Raw genomic sequence first — 16,217 nt, forward strand, 5'->3', positions numbered from 1 at the left:
CATTGACGTAATCAAATAATTGCTTTTTCAGACTTTTAAAAAATTCACTCCCTTCCTTCTGGGAAGGGTTGGGGATGGGATGAAGGCTAAGATTGCTTCTCTCATCCTATCCCGATTCTTTGGAAATTCTCCGAAGGAAAGACTTTAAAACACTTTATATGTCAATACGACCATTTGACATCTCAGGGCACAAGTTTAAATTTTTTGTACGGGGTCTCAATCTGACATACGGAACAAATATTCACTTAAAGTTAAGCAACTACTAACCTCTATACATTTTAAATGCTTTATAGAAAAATACTTCCGTAAACTTCTCTAAATTCTATTTTTTCTTTTTGTAAAGCGGTACAGAAGAGCAAGCCTCGCCAAACATCAAGCTTTTTACCACCGGTTGTAATTTTTGCACCGCTTGAACATAAGCATCTTCCGGAATTGGTTTATTGGCGCAACCTTTTATAATCACCGGCAAATTTTTGTAAGCTTCTACATCTAGGTTTTCCAGCACATTTTGATAAATGCTTTTTTCTAAATCTTCTAGATTACCAAGAACAATTTTTTTGGCGTATGGTTGTAAATTCACGCTAATAAGCATATATGCCCATGCGGGAACAATAGCATCTGAGCTACAAGTTAAGGCTACAAACTGGTTTTTATATTGTGCCCAATCGTGCTCTTTTACTGCTTTACGGAATTCTTTTTCGCGCAAAACAAAACCTTCGTAAAGCCAATCTTTTACATCAAACAAAAGTCTTTTCTCTGCTGGGTAATATTCTTCTAAATTAAAAGTGACCAATTTACTTTTGGCCACTCTATTTACAATTTCTTCCATAAAGTTATTTTTACAGCATTCCCAATTCAAATCGGGCTTCTTCGCTCATCAACTCTTGCGACCAAGGCGGGTCAAAGGTTAATTCTAATTCGCAATCTTTTACCTCATCTATAGATTTTACGCGCTCTTCTACTTCTTGCGGCATGCTTTCTGCCACCGGACAGTTTGGCGTAGTTAAGGTCATTAAAATTTTCACTTCTCTGTCTTCGTTTACAAATACATCGTAAATTAATCCTAATTCGTAAATATCTACCGGAATTTCGGGGTCATAAATAGTTTTTAAAACCCGTACAATTTTTTCTCCCAGTTGGTTTGTATCTATAGTTTCTGCCATGACTTCTGTTGTTTAATTTGCTTTGGTTTCGTATGCTAGGGCATACATTTTTAATTGTTTTATCATACTTACCAAACCATTGGCCCTAGTTGGTGACAAGTGTTCTTTAAGACCAATCTCATCTATAAACTCTGTATCTGCATCTAAAATTGCTTGCGGCGGCTGGTTAGAAAAAACGCGAATTAAAATGGCTATTATACCTTTGGTAATAATTGCATCGCTATCTGCGGTAAAGACTACTTTGTCGTCTTGCATCTCTGCGTTTACCCAAACTTTGCTTTGGCAACCTTTTATAAGTTTATCTTCTGTTTTGTATTGATCTTCTATAAGAGGTAACGATTTTCCCAGTTCTATCATATATTCATAACGTTGCATCCAATCGTCAAACATAGAAAACTCGTCTACTATTTCCTCTTGTATTTGTTTTATGTTACTCAAAATTTATTTATTTTAAAATAGCGGTAATTACAGTCGTACTGCGATTAGTGTTAAGTTTTAAAGTTTCGCCGTCAAACTTATAGCGTTTTATTTTTTCGAGATTGGTTAAGAGGTCTTTTTCTATTTTCATCTCTTCCTCTCCACACATCTTTTTTGTACTGTAAATAGCTTCTATTTCCATTTTTCTCTTCTTAGCATCAAAGTTTGCGCCATAAGTATTGCAGGTAGATTTTCCTGTTATTTTATTCTCGTCTGTATCGAGTTTCATAGAGATTTGGTAGTCTCCAACATACTCGTTGTTAATGCTTATTACCTCCATATTCATCGTATCTGAAATGGGTTGGTGTTCTGCAGTTTTACAAGACCAAACTAAAGTGCTTACAAATAATAAGTAAAGTAATTTTTTCATGATAACATAATTTTAGCGCGTTTTACCGCATTTAAAAAAGTATCTATTTCTTTCTTAGTATTATAAAAGGAAAACGAAGCCCTGATGGTACCCGGAATTTTGTAGAAGTCCATTATAGGCTGTGCACAATGATGTCCGGTTCTAACGGCAATGCCCAATTTATCTACAATAGTACCAATATCGTACGGATGCAAATCTTCTATATTGAAGGAAATAACGGCAGTTTTCTTTTTGGAAGTTCCATAGATTTTAAGACCATCTATTTCCAACAACTCTTTAGTTGCATACTGCAATAATTTGTCTTCGTATTCTGCAATTTTATCCATACCAAGGTCCAAAAGATAATTAATTGCACATCCAAATGCAATCCCCCCGCAAATATTTGGTGTGCCGGCTTCAAATTTATGGGGAAGTCCGGCATAGCTTGTTTTTTCAAAGGTTACCTCTTCTATCATTTCGCCGCCGCCTTGGTAAGGTGGCAATTTATTTAACCATTTTTCTTTTCCGTAAAGCATACCTACTCCTGTAGGTCCATACATTTTATGAGCAGAAACTACATAAAAATCTACATCTAAAGCTTGCACATCTGCCTGAATATGCGGTGCAGCTTGTGCACCATCTACCAAAACAGCAGCGCCTACTTTATGGGCTTGTTCTATTATTTCTTTTATTGGATTTATAGTTCCCAAAGCGTTAGAAACATGGTTTACAAAAACCAGTTTGGTTTTGTTAGATAATAAGGTATGAAAGCCATTCATATCTAACTCCCCCTCTTCAGTCATAGGAATTACCCGCAACTTAGCACCGGTTTTTTCGCAAAGCATTTGCCAAGGCACAATATTAGAATGATGCTCTAAAGCAGAGACCATAATCTCGTCTCCTTCATTTATATGCGAAGCAAAACCACTGGCCACCAGATTTATGCCGTGCGTGGTGCCGGCGGTAAATATGATTTCTTCTTTTTTGCCGGCATTAAAGAATTTTTGCAAAGCAATGCGCGCATCTTCATAAGCCTCTGTAGCTTCTTGCGATAAACTGTGTACGCCACGATGAATGTTTGCATTGTAGTTTTGGTAATAATCTACAATGCAATCTATTACTTGTTTTGGCGTTTGCGAGGTTGCCGCATTATCAAAATATACTAACGGATGACCGTTTACCTTACGTGAAAGTATTGGAAAATCTGCTCTTATTCTTTCTATATCCAACATGTAATCTGTTTAGAAAAACTTGAATTTTGACTTATAAGTCAAAACCCAATTTTACATTTAATTTATTGGCAATCAATTTGTTAATGCGCTTTTGTACTTCCGGAATCTTAACGCTGGAAAGCACGTTATTGGCAAAGGCGTACATTAACAAAGCTTGCGCTTCTTTTTGTGGTATACCACGTGATTTTAAATAAAACATCGCTTCTTCATCTAGCTGTCCAATTGTGCAACCGTGAGAACAAACCACATCGTCTGCAAAAATTTCTAATTGCGGTTTAGAGTTTATGGTAGCGTTATCGCTCACCAAAATATTGTTGTTACTCTGAAACGCATTTATCTTTTGTGCAATTTTATCTACGTACACTTTTCCGTTAAAAACGCCAACCGATTTGTCGTCGTAAATACCTTTGTAGTCTTGATGACTTTCACAATTTGGTTGCGTGTGGTGCACCATCGTATTATGGTCTACGTGCTGTTTGTCTTCTATTATGGTTACGCCTTTTAGAATAGAATTGATGCGTTCTGCTTTTTGGAAAAAACTTAAATTGTTACGCGTTAATTTGCCGCCAAAAGAAAAAGTATGTACAGAACATACGCTTTGCTCTTTTTGCTCAAAAAACGTATTGTCTATCAACGAGGCAGAAGCCGTATCGTTTTGTATTTTATAATAATCTACAATAGCATTTTTATTGGCAAATACCTCTGTAACAGAATTGGTTAACACCTCGTTATCTGTTAAACTTTGGTGACGCTCAATTATTTGCACTTGGGCGTTTTCTCCTACCACTACCAAATTTCTGGGCTGCAACATCAAGTTTGCTTCGTTACCGGTAGAAAAATTGATGATTTGTATAGGTTTATCTGAAACCGTGTTATCCGGAATATTTATAAAAGCACCTTCTTTAGAAAAAGCGGTGTTTAAAGAATTCAATCCGTCTTTTGGTGCAACTTTATCAAAATAAGCATCTATAATAGGCTTGAATTTTGGTCGGCTTAAAGCGGCAGACATCAAACAAGCATCTACTTTATCGTGTGTAGTTTCTGATAAATGGGACGAATAAATACCGTCTATAAAAACAATAGTATAGGTATCTATATCGTGAATAAAATATTTCTTTACGGAATTGTAATCTATATCGCTTTCTTTTTTAGGAAAAAGACTGTAATCTTTTTTCAGTAAAGACTTGAGCGAAGTATATTTCCAGGCTTCCTCTTTTTTGGAAGGAAAACCTTTTTCTTCAAAATTCTTAATAGCTTGGTTTCGTACTTTATGTACATCTGCATTTACATCTACACTTTCTTCAAAAGCGAAAAAAGAAGAAACCAATTTATCTTTTAAACTCATAGAATTATCTTTTAAAAATGAATAATACCCAGCTTTAAACCGGTTTGGTTTCGGCTTTTAGCCAGTCGTACCCGTGTTCTTCCAATTTATGTGCTAATTCTTTTCCCCCGGATTTTACAATCTTACCGTCTAGCAACACGTGTACATAATCTGGTACGATATAGTTTAACAAACGCTGGTAGTGGGTAATTACCATAACGGCGTTGTCTTTGGTGCGTAATTTATTTACCCCGTCAGACACAATCCGTAAAGCGTCAATATCTAAACCGGAGTCGGTTTCATCTAAGATGGCCAATTTTGGGTCCATCATAGCTAATTGAAAGATCTCATTTCGTTTTTTCTCCCCGCCAGAAAAACCTTCGTTTAACGAGCGTGATAAGAAACCACGGTCCATTGCCAGCATTTCAGATTTTTCTCTAATCTTTTTTAGCATATCTTTTGCTGGCATATCTTCTAAACCTTGTGCTTTACGGGTTTCGTTAATGGCCGTTTTTACAAAGTTGGTTACCGATACTCCCGGAATTTCTACCGGATATTGCATAGATAAGAAAATACCTTTGTGTGCGCGCTCGTCTACTTCTAAGTCAGATATTTCTTCGTTATCCATAAAGATTTCGCCTTCGGTAACTTCAAACTCCTCTTTTCCGGCAATTACAGAAGCCAACGTACTTTTTCCTGAACCGTTTGGTCCCATTATAGCGTGTACTTCGCCACTTTTAATTTCTAAATCTATTCCTTTTAATATCTCTGTTCCTTCTACACTTGCGTGCAGGTTTTTTATTTTTAACATAGTCTATTTATTTATCCCCTTTAATTTTAATACTTGATTCCCCGGTGGGTTTGGAAACCTTTATTATTTCTTTTATTTCTATTACCTCGTCCCAGCCTTCTTTCATTGGGTTGGGTTTTATTTTTGCTTTTACGGTAACCGGCACCATATCAAAATCGTCTCTTTTTAAAGCATCTACTTTTTTAGACAATTGCATGGTCATAGAGTCCAGCACAACTCCGTAAATTTGGTTCTCTTGTTTTAAAACTGCCGCATCTGCCAGATAAAGAAATTCGCCGCTAAGGCTAACCAAATCGTCTTTGGGAGATTGGGTTTCTTCTTTTGGTGCTTCTTCTTTAGCGCTTTCTGCTTGCTTGTTTTTACCACAGCTTAGCAACAAAGCAAAAGCAGCAATAATTAAAATGTTTTTTCTCATTTGATGTGGTTTATTATCCTACAGAGCCTTCCAAAGAAATTTCTAAGAGTTTTTGTGCTTCTACTGCAAACTCCATTGGCAGCTTGTTAAGCACTTCTTTGCTAAAACCATTTACAATTAACGCAATGGCTTTTTCTGTATCTATACCTCTTTGGTTACAATAAAATATTTGGTCTTCGCCAATTTTACTGGTGGTTGCCTCGTGCTCTACTTGCGCACTTTTGTTTTTGGTTTCTATATACGGAAAAGTATGCGCGCCGCAATTGTTACCCATTAATAACGAATCACATTCAGAGAAATTACGGGCGTTTTTGGCACGTTTGCTTATCTGCACCAAACCTCTATACGAGTTTTGCGAATGTCCCGCAGAAATACCTTTGGAAATAATGGTACTCTTGGTGTTTTTACCCAAGTGAATCATTTTTGTACCTGTATCTGCTTGCTGGTAATTATTGGTTACTGCAACCGAATAAAATTCTCCCACAGAGTTATCTCCTTTTAAAATACAGCTTGGATATTTCCAGGTTACCGCACTACCGGTTTCTACTTGCGTCCAGCTTATCTTGGCGTTTTTTTCGCATAAACCTCGTTTGGTCACAAAGTTAAATACACCACCTTTTCCTTCGGCATTACCGGGATACCAATTTTGTACGGTACTGTATTTAATTTCCGCATCATCTAAAGCAATAAGCTCTACCACGGCTGCGTGCAACTGATTTTCGTCTCGTGACGGCGCAGTACAACCTTCTAAATAACTTACATAGCTTTCTTTATCTGCTACTACCAATGTACGTTCAAACTGCCCGGTTCCTGCTTGGTTAATTCTAAAATAAGTAGAAAGCTCCATCGGGCATCGCACGCCTTTTGGAATATAACAAAACGAACCATCGCTAAACACAGCCGAATTTAAGGCCGCATAAAAGTTGTCTTTTTTAGGCACTACGGTTCCTAAATATTTTTTAACCAATTCCGGGTGTTCCTGAATTGCCTCGGACATAGAGCAAAAAATAATTCCTTTTTCTGCCAAGGTCTTTTTAAAAGTAGTGGTTACCGATACAGAGTCCATCACCACATCTACGGCTACTCCGGCCAACTTTTTTTGTTCGTCTATAGAAATTCCCAGTTTTTCGAAAGTTTCTAACAACTCGGGGTCTACCTCATCTAAACTTTCGTATTTAGGTTTTTTGTTGGGAGCCGAGTAGTAAGAAATATTCTGGAAGTTTGGCTTTTCGTAATGCACGTTAGCCCAATTGGGTTCTTCCATTTCTTCCCAAATCCTATAAGCTTCCAAACGCCATTCGGTCATCCATTCCGGTTCGTTTTTCTTTTTAGAAATTGCCCGAACCACATCTTCATTTAACCCAACCGGAAACGTATCCGATTCGATATCGGTATAAAACCCGTATTCATATTCTTGGGTTTCCAATTCTTTTTTTAAATCATCTTCTGTATATGCCATAATTTTAAATTATTAAGGGAAAAAGCTAAAGAGTTAAACTCTAGCATTTCCGCTTCTCTTTTTAATGAATTTGATGTAATTGGAAAGCTGCTTCGATATTCCTACAACACTATCTCTCCTTTGTTCAAACTCTAATTCATCAATTAATTTTAATCTTTTCAAAATGAATAATAAATTCCTAACCTTTCCGGCAGAACCTTTAGAATAATATAAAAACCGAATATATTATTTATCGGTTTGGCGTTCAAAGCCTTCTGCTATGTTATTGGAAATTGACAAACTTGCTCTTTTTAATTGATCTGCAATTCCAAACTCATACTTGAATTGGTTTTTATCCAATAATTTATACATAGCAACAGTAAAATCAACAGCATCTTGATACACTTTCAAATCTTCAAACTGCGTTGCTTTTGCCATTTTCTACTAGGTATTAACCTCTTTAATTTTTATCTTTTTGACTCTTTGACTTAAAACACTATAAAGAAAAACTTTCTCCACAACCGCAAGTTCGCTGCGCGTTAGGATTGTTAAAAACAAAACCTTTGCCGTTTAAACCTCCCGAAAATTCTAAGGTAGTACCAATAAGGTATAAAAAGCTTTTTTTGTCTACAATTAGCTTTATGCCATTATCTTCAAAAACTTTATCCTCGTCTATTTTTTCTTTATCAAACCTTAAATCGTAAGAAAGGCCGGAACACCCGCCGCTTTTTACGCCAACACGAACAAAATCTTCCTGGGCACTAAAGCCATCATCTGCCATCAAGCTGGCTAACTTTTGTTTTGCTTGCTCGCTAACTTTTATCATACATTGTTTATATTAATTCTAAATTAAGTACAAATATACAATTTAGCCAACTGAAAACCATATTTGTAAACATATATCTACGCTATAATTTAATAAGTTTTTGTTATGGACGCGCAACAGGGAGAAATGCTTGTTTTAAAAGTCCGAAAAAGCTTTTTAAAATCCTTATTTTGGCAGTAATTTTTAATTTTCCTTTGCAGGGGAAATATGGGGAGTTAGGAAAAAACCATTCTTATAAAACATACTATAAATTAATACAAAGTCACTAAATAATAATCATAATCATCCATAACGAAACGGAAACAAAATAATTTAGCTTCTTATAGTTAAGTCTTTAGAAAACCGTAATTTTGCAGCTTAAACCTAGGCTATGTTTGACAATAAAGACAGTAAAACCAACTTATCAGAATTAGGCGAATTTGGCCTGATAGACCATCTTACCCGTTTTGTAGAAATAAACCAACCCAGCACCAAAACCGGGATTGGAGACGATGCCGCCGTCTTACATTTTGAAGATGAAGAAGTAGTGCTTACTACAGATATGTTGGTAGAAGGCGTGCATTTTGACTTGGCGTATATGCCGCTAAAACATTTAGGCTATAAAGCGGTAATGGTAAACCTTTCTGATGTGTATGCTATGAATGCCGAAGCCACGCAAATTACGGTATCTATTGCGGCTTCTAACCGTTTTCCGGTAGAAGCTTTGGAAGAATTGTATAGCGGAATTTTACTGGCTGCAAAAAATTATAAAGTAGATTTGGTTGGAGGCGACACCACTTCTTCTACCGCCGGTCTAATTATTAGCATAAGCGCGGTTGGGAAAGCCAAAAAAGAAACTATTGTAAAACGTAGCGGCGCAAAAGCAAACGATTTACTGGTTGTAACCGGCGATGTGGGCGCAGCTTATATGGGCTTGCAGGTTTTAGAACGCGAAAAGCAGGTTTTTAAAGTAAACCCAAATGCGCAACCAGATTTAGAACCTTACTCGTATATTGTAGAACGCCAACTAAAACCCGAAGCAAGAAAAGACATTCCGGATTTGTTAAAAGCCTTGGAAGTGCAACCAACCAGTATGATAGATATAAGCGACGGACTTTCGTCGGAAATTATTCATCTGTGCAAAAGCTCTAAAACCGGCGCCAATTTGTTTGAAGAGAAAATACCTTTAGACCCGGCAGTTATTTCGGTATGTGAAGAGTTTAATATAGACAGCACAATGGTTGCCTTAAGTGGCGGCGAAGATTATGAACTTTTGTTTACCCTAGACCAAAAAGACTTCGATAAAATAAAAGGTAATCCTAACCTAACGGTAATTGGCCATATGACCGAAGAAAACGAAGGTATGCATCTTATTACCCGCGCCAATCAAAAAATACCAATTAAAGCAAGAGGTTGGAATAGCTTTGAAGATGAAGCGGAGTAGGTTTTAGAAACTATTCCTCATTAAACTCTAAAATATCTTTAGAGTTAAAGCCTATATAAATAAAATCGGCAATATTAGAATCTTGCGTTATCACGCTAAGTTGCTCGCCCGATTCTAATTTTAACAAAAGCTGAATCGAGTCTCCAAGCACCACTTTTTTAATCACTTCTGCTTTGGTAATATAGTCGCATTCATCAATACTTTTAGGGTCTGCGCCTTCTTGGGTTGGAAAAACTTTAAATTTTTCGTTGCGAATGGCGTGACAACAATTTTCGTTTAACGGACATTTAAAAGCCGATTGTAGATTTTTATTGATTTGTACGGTATTTCCAAATAAGGAAGCCACGTATAAAGTGTTGGGTTTAACATACAAATTTGCTGCCGCATCTTTTTGGATGACTTTTCCGTTTTGAAGAATCATAATTTCATCTGCAACCGAAAGTGCATCTTGCGTATCATGCGTGACAAATAAAACGGTAACGCCGGTTTTTTTGATTATGTCAAAAACCTCATTTCGCAATTGCATACGTAACATAGCGTCAAGGTTACTGAAAGGTTCATCAAGAATTAACAACGAAGGTTTGGGCGCTAAAGCTCTCGCCAAGGCAACGCGTTGTTGTTGCCCGCCAGAAAGTTGATGCGGATAGCGTTTACCTAAATCGCTTAAACCAACCAAATCGAGCATTTCTTGCGCTCTTTTTTTCTTGTTTTTCAGCTTTGAAATTCCGTAAAGAATATTTTCTGAAATAGTAAGATGCGGAAAAAGAGCGTATTCTTGAAACACCAATCCGATTTTTCTTTTCTCCGGTTGCACAAATTTTTTAACCGAAGCAATTACTTTTCCGTTAAGGCTAATACTACCTTCATCCGGTCTTTCTAAACCGGCAATTAAACGCACCAAAGTTGTTTTTCCACTACCGCTTTCGCCAACAATAGCACAAACGTCGCCTGCTTTTAGATGGATTGTAACATTGTCTAAAGCATTATTTTTGCCTTTGTCGTAACTCTTTGAAAGTGCCTCTATTGTTAGCATTCTATTTATTAATCAGTAATTTGTTAAGAAAAATGACCGGAATCATTGCCGTAAATATAATGAAAAGTGATGGTATTGAAGCCTCCATTACCATTTCATCACTTGCGTACTCAAAAGCTTTAACCGCCAAAGTGTCTACGTGATAAGGTTTGAGAATTAAGGTAAGCGGTAATTCTTTTAAAACATCTATAAAAACCAAAATCACAGCACTAAATACGCCGGTCTTAATTAACGGAAATTCAATTTTTCTAAATGTTTTGAGATGGCCAACGCCTAAAACCTTTGAAGAATCCGGAATGGTTTCGCTCACTTTTAAAGCAGTTGAATCTATAGGATTGTAAGCTACAGCCAAAAATCGTACAGCATACGCATAAAAAAGTGCGATTAAAGTTCCGTTGATTAGTAAGCCGGAATCTATGCCAAATTCGGCAAGCGTTTTGATGAGCCATTTATCAAATGCAAGGGTTGGCAACATAATACCAATGGCAATAACAGCGCCGGGAATTGCGTAACCCAAAACGCCAACCCTGGCGGTATTTTTAATAAAATGCAGAGCACTCCATTTGGAAAAATAAATCAGTAAAAGGGCAAATAAAACGGTAATTACTGCCGCCGAAATTGCAATACCAAAACTTTGAAGGGATAACAAGATAAAATCGAGGTCAAAAACCGTTGAGGCTGTAAGTGTTGCCCAGTATAAAAGTTGCGCAACAGGTAAAACAAATCCGAGAAAAACAGGTAGCAAAACCAACAAAAATATAAGCCATTTCTTACCGCCGAAAGTTTGCCTGCGCTCTAATTGCGTGTTGTTTGTTTTTGCCGAATTAAACTTCATTTTACGGACTTGCCATTTTTCAAATAAAATTAAAGCGAAAATTAGGACAACCAATATTGCAGATAGGTAAACTGCCGTTTGCGGTTCTTCTAATGAAAACCACGACCTGAAAATACCGGTTGTAAACGTATTTACACCATAATATTTGGCAGCGCCATAATCGTTAAGAACTTCCATCAACACCAAAACCAAACCGGCAACAATGGCAGGTCTTGACAACGGAAGCATGAGTTTAAAAAAGCTTTTGGTTTCGCCAACGCCAAGCATTTTAGAAGCTTCCAAAAGGTTATTGGCTTGATTAAGGAAAAAAGCCCTTGCACTTACATAAACGTAAGGAAATAAGGATATGCTTAACACAAAAGCAAGTCCGGCTTTGTTCATCACATCAATACGGATAAAATCAAGGTTTAATTCTCTTAATAGTAAAGCTAAACTGCCGCCATAGTCAAAAATGCCGGCATAAGCATAGCCCACAATATAAGATGGTATTGCTAATGGTAAGATGAGAAGCCACTCCATTTGTTTCCGTAAAGGAAAATTAAACCTTGAAACAAACCAAGCGGTTGAAACTCCAAAAATTAAAACAAGTATGCTACAAAAGAGAATAAGGTAGAGGGAATTTGCGATATATTCTGGAAGTAAATATGTAAGAATATGATCCCAAGATTCGCCGGGACCTGCAAATAGCTCCACGCCAATAAAGAAAATAGGCAATGCTAAGAAAAGAACAATGGCCAGTGTAAAGACCGACCATTTGTTTGTATCTCTTATAAACCTATTCAGCCTTGTAGATAAGGAGAACTTTTTTTTATTTCCAGCCTGCTTCATCAAAAAGTAAAACGGCTTTTTTATTGTTTTCTCCCAGTTTTGTCAAGGCTAACGTATCTTCTTTAAAATCTCCCCAAGCCTTGATGTCTTGAACAGGTTCAACTGTTTCTACAACCGGATATTCATAATTAGCATTTGTAAATTCTTTTTGCGCTTCATCACTCACTAAAAACTCAATAAACCGAATTGCGTTTTCTTTGTTTGGCGCATATTTAGTAACTCCGGCACCGCTTACATTAACGTGCGTTCCCCTTCCATCTTGATTAGGAAAAAACAAATCGATTTTTTTTGCGGTTTCTACTTCTTCGCTGTCGGGAGAGTTTAGCATTTTACCGATATAATAAGAATTTACAATCGCCAAATCGCCTTCGCCGGCAACAACGGCTTTCACCTGATCTCTATCGGAGCCTTTTGGCGCTCTTGCCATATTGTTTACAATACCTTTTACCCATTCTTTTGCTTCTTCTTCACCGTTATTGGCAATTATGGAAGCCATAAGCGATTGGTTGTAAATATTGGAAGAAGATCGTACTAAAATCTTATTGTTCCACTTTTCGGAAGTCAAATCTTCGTAAGTAGATAAATCTTCTGGAGAAACCCTGTCTTTGGCATAAGCGATAATTCTTGCTCTTTTAGTGATGCCAAACCATTGGTTATCGGTATCCTGTAAATGAGAAGGAATTCTGCTTTCAAGCTTATCAGATTCAATACTTTGCAATAAACCTTGCTCTTTTGCACGGTGTAAACGGCCGGCATCTACTGTGATAAGAACATCTGCAGGAGATTGCTTTCCTTCCATTTTCATTTTCTGGATTAACTCATCTGCACTCGCGTTGGTCACCTTTACCTTTATACCGGTTTCCTTTTCAAACATCTCTATAATGTTTTGATCGGGTTTGTAATGACGGTGCGTGTAAAGGTTAACAACCTGTTCTTTCTGTGCTTTATCTTCCGTAGAAGTTTCTTTGTTTTTCTCATCGTTTTTACAAGCAGTAAAGAGTGCAAAAGCAACTACAATTAAAAATACTTTTTTCATGGTGATTTTTTAGAACAGCAAATGTATTAATTTAGAATCGATTTAAATAAAAATAAGCTATTTGTAAGCTAATTTTAACATTTATTAAGAAATAGCTTTACGGAAATTAATTGAAAAAGAAGGATATAAAAAGATCGCTTCACACCATCGAAATACTTTTGGCGATACTTTTTCAATTCTATGATTAAAGGATACTCCATAGTTACCCCATAGATAAGCCATAGATAGTTCATTAAACCCTCATAAAAACTAAAAAGAACTTTTGGCGTTATTTTATAATTTGAATTTGATATTGTTAAACACTATTGTCCGGTTAAAGATGCAAGACCTATTCGCTATATAAAATTGTAATATCTGTTTTTTATAAAAACAAACGCTAACTATGGCTATAATCTCAATATTTTCTGCATCTGTCGTTATAGCACTACTATAACCTTTACATAACCTTTGCATAAGCTTTGCATAAGCTTTTGATACAGATTAAACCCATTTTGTTTAAACACAACAATGGCTCTTGATCCCCGCTTACCGCATAAAGCTTACAGCATATTGCTTATGATTAACAAAAAAAGCCTCTCCTTCTTACGGGAAAAGCTCTTCATTGGTTACATACCAATTTAACAATATAATGTCATCTTCAAACTTGTTCATTTTCCGTTCTATTTCCTTATTCTTAATTTCCATAGCTAAGGCTATGCAAATCATTCATAGCGTCATAGAACAAAAAAGCAACTACGTTTTCTGTATAACATTATAAAATTAAATTGGCATACTACTTAAACCTTAAATATCAAAGCTTTACGCTTGATATTCACAACACAACTTCGTCAAAAAAAGCCTCAATTAAAAATTGAAGCTTTTTATTTTGTCCCCAAGTCTACTGGGGAAGACTCGAACTCGTCCCCAAGTGCACTTGGGGATGACAGGCAGATATTCTATTTTAATTCGTTTTTTGGAGACTCTATCAATTGAATAATTTGAGATTTACTGTATTTTTTAATCTTTTTTCCCGAATCAAAGCTTCTCGTTTAGTTACATAAGATTGTACAAAAACTAACACCCAAGGCCTTTTATTTTTAGTATAGCGACTTTCTCCCTCGTTATGTTGTTTTAAACGTTTTTCAGGTTGTGTAGAATAACCTCGATAATAACTATCGCAGGAACTAGAATAAATTATATAAACAAAATACTTCTCCATAAAAAAACAAAAAAAGCCTCTCCTTCTTACAGGAAAAGCTCTTCATTGGTTTAACTACTTAAACCTTAAATATCAAAGCTTTAAGCTCGATATTCACAACACAACTTCGTCAAAAAAAGCCTCAATAGAAATTGAAGCTTTTTATTTTGCGGTCTGGACGAGACTCGAACTCGCGACCCCCTGCGTGACAGGCAGGTATTCTAACCAACTGAACTACCAGACCGTTGCTGTATTTTAAAGACTTAAAGCTTGTCTATTTACAACCAACGCGTTGCGTAATTGCGAGGGCAAATATACATGCATTTATAGTTTCTGCAAAAATAAATATAAATTTTTTTTAAGTTATTTTTTACTTCTATACAAATTTTTGACGTTCAATAAGATAGGTGGTCAAGATTTTATTGAATTTTTCTTCTACGGCAACCGGCACGTACTTAATTTTATACTGAATGCAGCGTAAACGTAGCTTTTCGAAATAACTTTTTATCGCCTTTTGATAATTTTCTTGAATATTTTCTGCATATAAGTTTATGCTTTCGCCGCTTTCTACGTCTAAAAACTTTTTGGGAGCATTGTCAAAATCAAAATCCAACTCGGTTTTTTTGTGGTAGGTATGAAATAAAACTACTTCGTGCTTGTTGTATTTTAAATGGCTTAGGGCATCAAACAGCTTGTCTTCTTCCACATCAGACTGCAGCATATCTGTGAATAAAAATACCAATGAGCGGCGCTTGAGTTTTTGTGTTATTTGATGCAAATACGTATAGGTTTTTGTTTCTTTATTATTGGGGGTAGATAAAATACTTTTTTCAAGTGTATCTAACAGTAAATGATGGTGTCTGTCTCCTGCTTTTTCAGGGGCGTAAAACTCATAATCTTCGCTATACATACTTAAACCAACCGCATCGCGTTGTTTTTTTAATAATTGCATTAGCGCAGCACAGGCTAAAGCCGAAAAACCTATTTTGTTGAGTTTGTCTATGTTTTGTTGCTTTAATTTTGGATAGTGCATAGAAGAAGAATTATCTACAATAAGATGGCAACGTAAATTGGTTTCTTCTTCGTAGCGTTTAGTGTAGAGCTTGTCTGTTTTTGCATATAATTTCCAATCTATATGTTTGGTGCTCTCGCCGGGATTATAAATTTTATGTTCGGCAAATTCTGCTGAAAACCCGTGAAACGGACTTTTATGCATGCCGGAAATAAAGCCTTCTACTACTTGTTTTGCCAACAAGTCTATATGTGCAAAGCCACCGGTTTTAGAAAGTTGGTCTTTTAATTGCATGGTTTTTGTTTTTCTGCCAGGGATTGAGTGGCCTGTTGGAGCTCTTATTTTGCCTTTGTTGGCAAAATAAAGCGACTAACGAAAGCCCGGCCACGCTTTTTTGCGTGGGGCAGCATAAAGGTAAAAATAAAAAAGGTTTGACGCTATGCCAAACCTTTTAAAATATATGTTTTTCTTAGTTTACAAAAGCTCGTCTATTGCTTTTGTATACGTATCTTTTGGCGAAACGCCTACTTGACGACCTACCAACTCGCCATTGTTAAATACCAATACGGTTGGGATGTTTCTTACGCCATATTTTGCAGCAAATTCTTGGTTAGCATCTACATCTACCTTACCTACTACGGCTTTACCTTCGTACTCGTTGCTAATTTCGTCTATAACCGGTCCTACCATTTTACAAGGTCCGCACCAAGCTGCCCAGAAATCTACCATTACCGGCTTATCACTTTTTAAAACTTTTTCTTCAAACGTTGCGTCTGTTATCTCTAATGCCATAATTTTTATTTTTTTTTGTTACACAAATATACAATTTTTAAACCAT

The 16,217-nt window shown here is 36.3% G+C and carries 17 protein-coding genes, 1 tRNA gene and 1 pseudogene; 1 reads left to right on the plus strand and 18 read right to left on the minus strand.

From position 1 onward, the window contains the following. Positions 1-322: 322 nt before the first annotated feature. The 11 genes and pseudogenes from FKR84_RS00295 to FKR84_RS00345 all read right to left on the minus strand — a co-directional run bounded on the left by FKR84_RS00295 (position 323) and on the right by FKR84_RS00345 (position 8,035). Positions 323-829 carry a DUF2480 family protein gene (locus FKR84_RS00295; protein WP_141420184.1) on the minus strand — a complete coding sequence of 169 codons (507 nt, stop codon included), beginning with the start codon at positions 827-829 and terminating at the stop codon, positions 323-325. Between the two features lie 10 nt (positions 830-839). Continuing rightward, entirely contained in the window at positions 840-1,163 is a 324-nt protein-coding gene (locus FKR84_RS00300) for an SUF system Fe-S cluster assembly protein (protein WP_141420185.1), read from the minus strand. A 12-nt stretch (positions 1,164-1,175) separates the two neighbouring features. Then, positions 1,176-1,553 (minus strand): SufE family protein, encoded by a 378-nt coding sequence (locus FKR84_RS00305; protein ID WP_141420536.1) that lies wholly within the window; start codon positions 1,551-1,553, stop codon positions 1,176-1,178. Between the two features lie 55 nt (positions 1,554-1,608). Continuing rightward, positions 1,609-2,010 carry an META domain-containing protein gene (locus tag FKR84_RS00310; protein ID WP_141420186.1) on the minus strand — a complete coding sequence of 134 codons (402 nt, stop codon included), beginning with the start codon at positions 2,008-2,010 and terminating at the stop codon, positions 1,609-1,611. Beyond that, complete coding sequence (locus tag FKR84_RS00315; protein ID WP_141420187.1) at positions 2,007-3,221, minus strand: aminotransferase class V-fold PLP-dependent enzyme; 1,215 nt, start codon at positions 3,219-3,221, stop codon at positions 2,007-2,009. Before FKR84_RS00315 ends, FKR84_RS00310 begins: the two co-directional genes overlap by 4 nt. 31 nt (positions 3,222-3,252) lie before the next feature. Further along, positions 3,253-4,566, minus strand: coding sequence for a Fe-S cluster assembly protein SufD (gene sufD, locus FKR84_RS00320; RefSeq protein ID WP_141420188.1), 1,314 nt, complete (start codon positions 4,564-4,566; stop codon positions 3,253-3,255). A gap of 34 nt (positions 4,567-4,600) precedes the next feature. Then, positions 4,601-5,356 (minus strand): Fe-S cluster assembly ATPase SufC, encoded by a 756-nt coding sequence (sufC, locus tag FKR84_RS00325; RefSeq protein WP_141420189.1) that lies wholly within the window; start codon positions 5,354-5,356, stop codon positions 4,601-4,603. 7 nt (positions 5,357-5,363) lie between these two features. Then, on the minus strand, positions 5,364-5,771 hold the full coding sequence (locus tag FKR84_RS00330; RefSeq protein ID WP_141420190.1) for a hypothetical protein: 408 nt from the start codon (positions 5,769-5,771) through the stop codon (positions 5,364-5,366). A 13-nt stretch (positions 5,772-5,784) separates the two neighbouring features. After that, positions 5,785-7,230: a Fe-S cluster assembly protein SufB gene (gene sufB / locus FKR84_RS00335; RefSeq protein ID WP_141420191.1), complete on the minus strand. Its 1,446-nt coding sequence runs from the start codon at positions 7,228-7,230 to the stop codon at positions 5,785-5,787. Between the two features lie 33 nt (positions 7,231-7,263). Further along, a pseudogene (locus tag FKR84_RS00340) lies at positions 7,264-7,647 on the minus strand (four helix bundle protein). 58 nt (positions 7,648-7,705) lie between these two features. Then, positions 7,706-8,035 carry a HesB/IscA family protein gene (locus FKR84_RS00345; protein ID WP_141420192.1) on the minus strand — a complete coding sequence of 110 codons (330 nt, stop codon included), beginning with the start codon at positions 8,033-8,035 and terminating at the stop codon, positions 7,706-7,708. A gap of 370 nt (positions 8,036-8,405) precedes the next feature. On the opposite strand from FKR84_RS00345, the gene thiL reads away from it, so the two are divergent. After that, the gene (gene thiL / locus FKR84_RS00350; RefSeq protein WP_141420193.1) at positions 8,406-9,458 is read left to right on the plus strand and encodes a thiamine-phosphate kinase; all 1,053 of its coding nucleotides are present in this window, start codon (positions 8,406-8,408) and stop codon (positions 9,456-9,458) included. A 10-nt stretch (positions 9,459-9,468) separates the two neighbouring features. Here the strand turns inward: thiL and FKR84_RS00355 are convergent, their stop codons facing one another. The 7 genes from FKR84_RS00355 to trxA all read right to left on the minus strand — a co-directional run bounded on the left by FKR84_RS00355 (position 9,469) and on the right by trxA (position 16,171). Further along, positions 9,469-10,491 carry an ABC transporter ATP-binding protein gene (locus FKR84_RS00355; protein ID WP_233357612.1) on the minus strand — a complete coding sequence of 341 codons (1,023 nt, stop codon included), beginning with the start codon at positions 10,489-10,491 and terminating at the stop codon, positions 9,469-9,471. Between the two features lies 1 nt (position 10,492). Further along, complete coding sequence (locus tag FKR84_RS00360) at positions 10,493-12,154, minus strand: ABC transporter permease (RefSeq protein WP_141420195.1); 1,662 nt, start codon at positions 12,152-12,154, stop codon at positions 10,493-10,495. Then, positions 12,135-13,190, minus strand: coding sequence for a Fe(3+) ABC transporter substrate-binding protein (locus tag FKR84_RS00365; protein WP_141420196.1), 1,056 nt, complete (start codon positions 13,188-13,190; stop codon positions 12,135-12,137). Before FKR84_RS00365 ends, FKR84_RS00360 begins: the two co-directional genes overlap by 20 nt. Before the next feature lie 964 nt (positions 13,191-14,154). Beyond that, positions 14,155-14,388 carry a GIY-YIG nuclease family protein gene (locus FKR84_RS00370; RefSeq protein WP_141420197.1) on the minus strand — a complete coding sequence of 78 codons (234 nt, stop codon included), beginning with the start codon at positions 14,386-14,388 and terminating at the stop codon, positions 14,155-14,157. A 149-nt stretch (positions 14,389-14,537) separates the two neighbouring features. Further along, positions 14,538-14,611, minus strand: a tRNA-Asp gene (locus tag FKR84_RS00375). Positions 14,612-14,743: 132 nt separating this feature from the next. Continuing rightward, a complete protein-coding gene (locus FKR84_RS00380; RefSeq protein WP_141420198.1) occupies positions 14,744-15,673 on the minus strand; it encodes a DUF58 domain-containing protein in 930 nt (309 codons plus the stop codon). A 180-nt stretch (positions 15,674-15,853) separates the two neighbouring features. Then, positions 15,854-16,171, minus strand: a complete 318-nt coding sequence (gene trxA, locus FKR84_RS00385) for a thioredoxin (protein ID WP_141420199.1) — start codon at positions 16,169-16,171, stop codon at positions 15,854-15,856. Between the last annotated feature and the right edge of the window lie 46 nt (positions 16,172-16,217).

This window comes from Haloflavibacter putidus (genome assembly GCF_006546625.1).
Classification (GTDB): Bacteria; Bacteroidota; Bacteroidia; order Flavobacteriales; family Flavobacteriaceae; genus Mesonia; species Mesonia putida.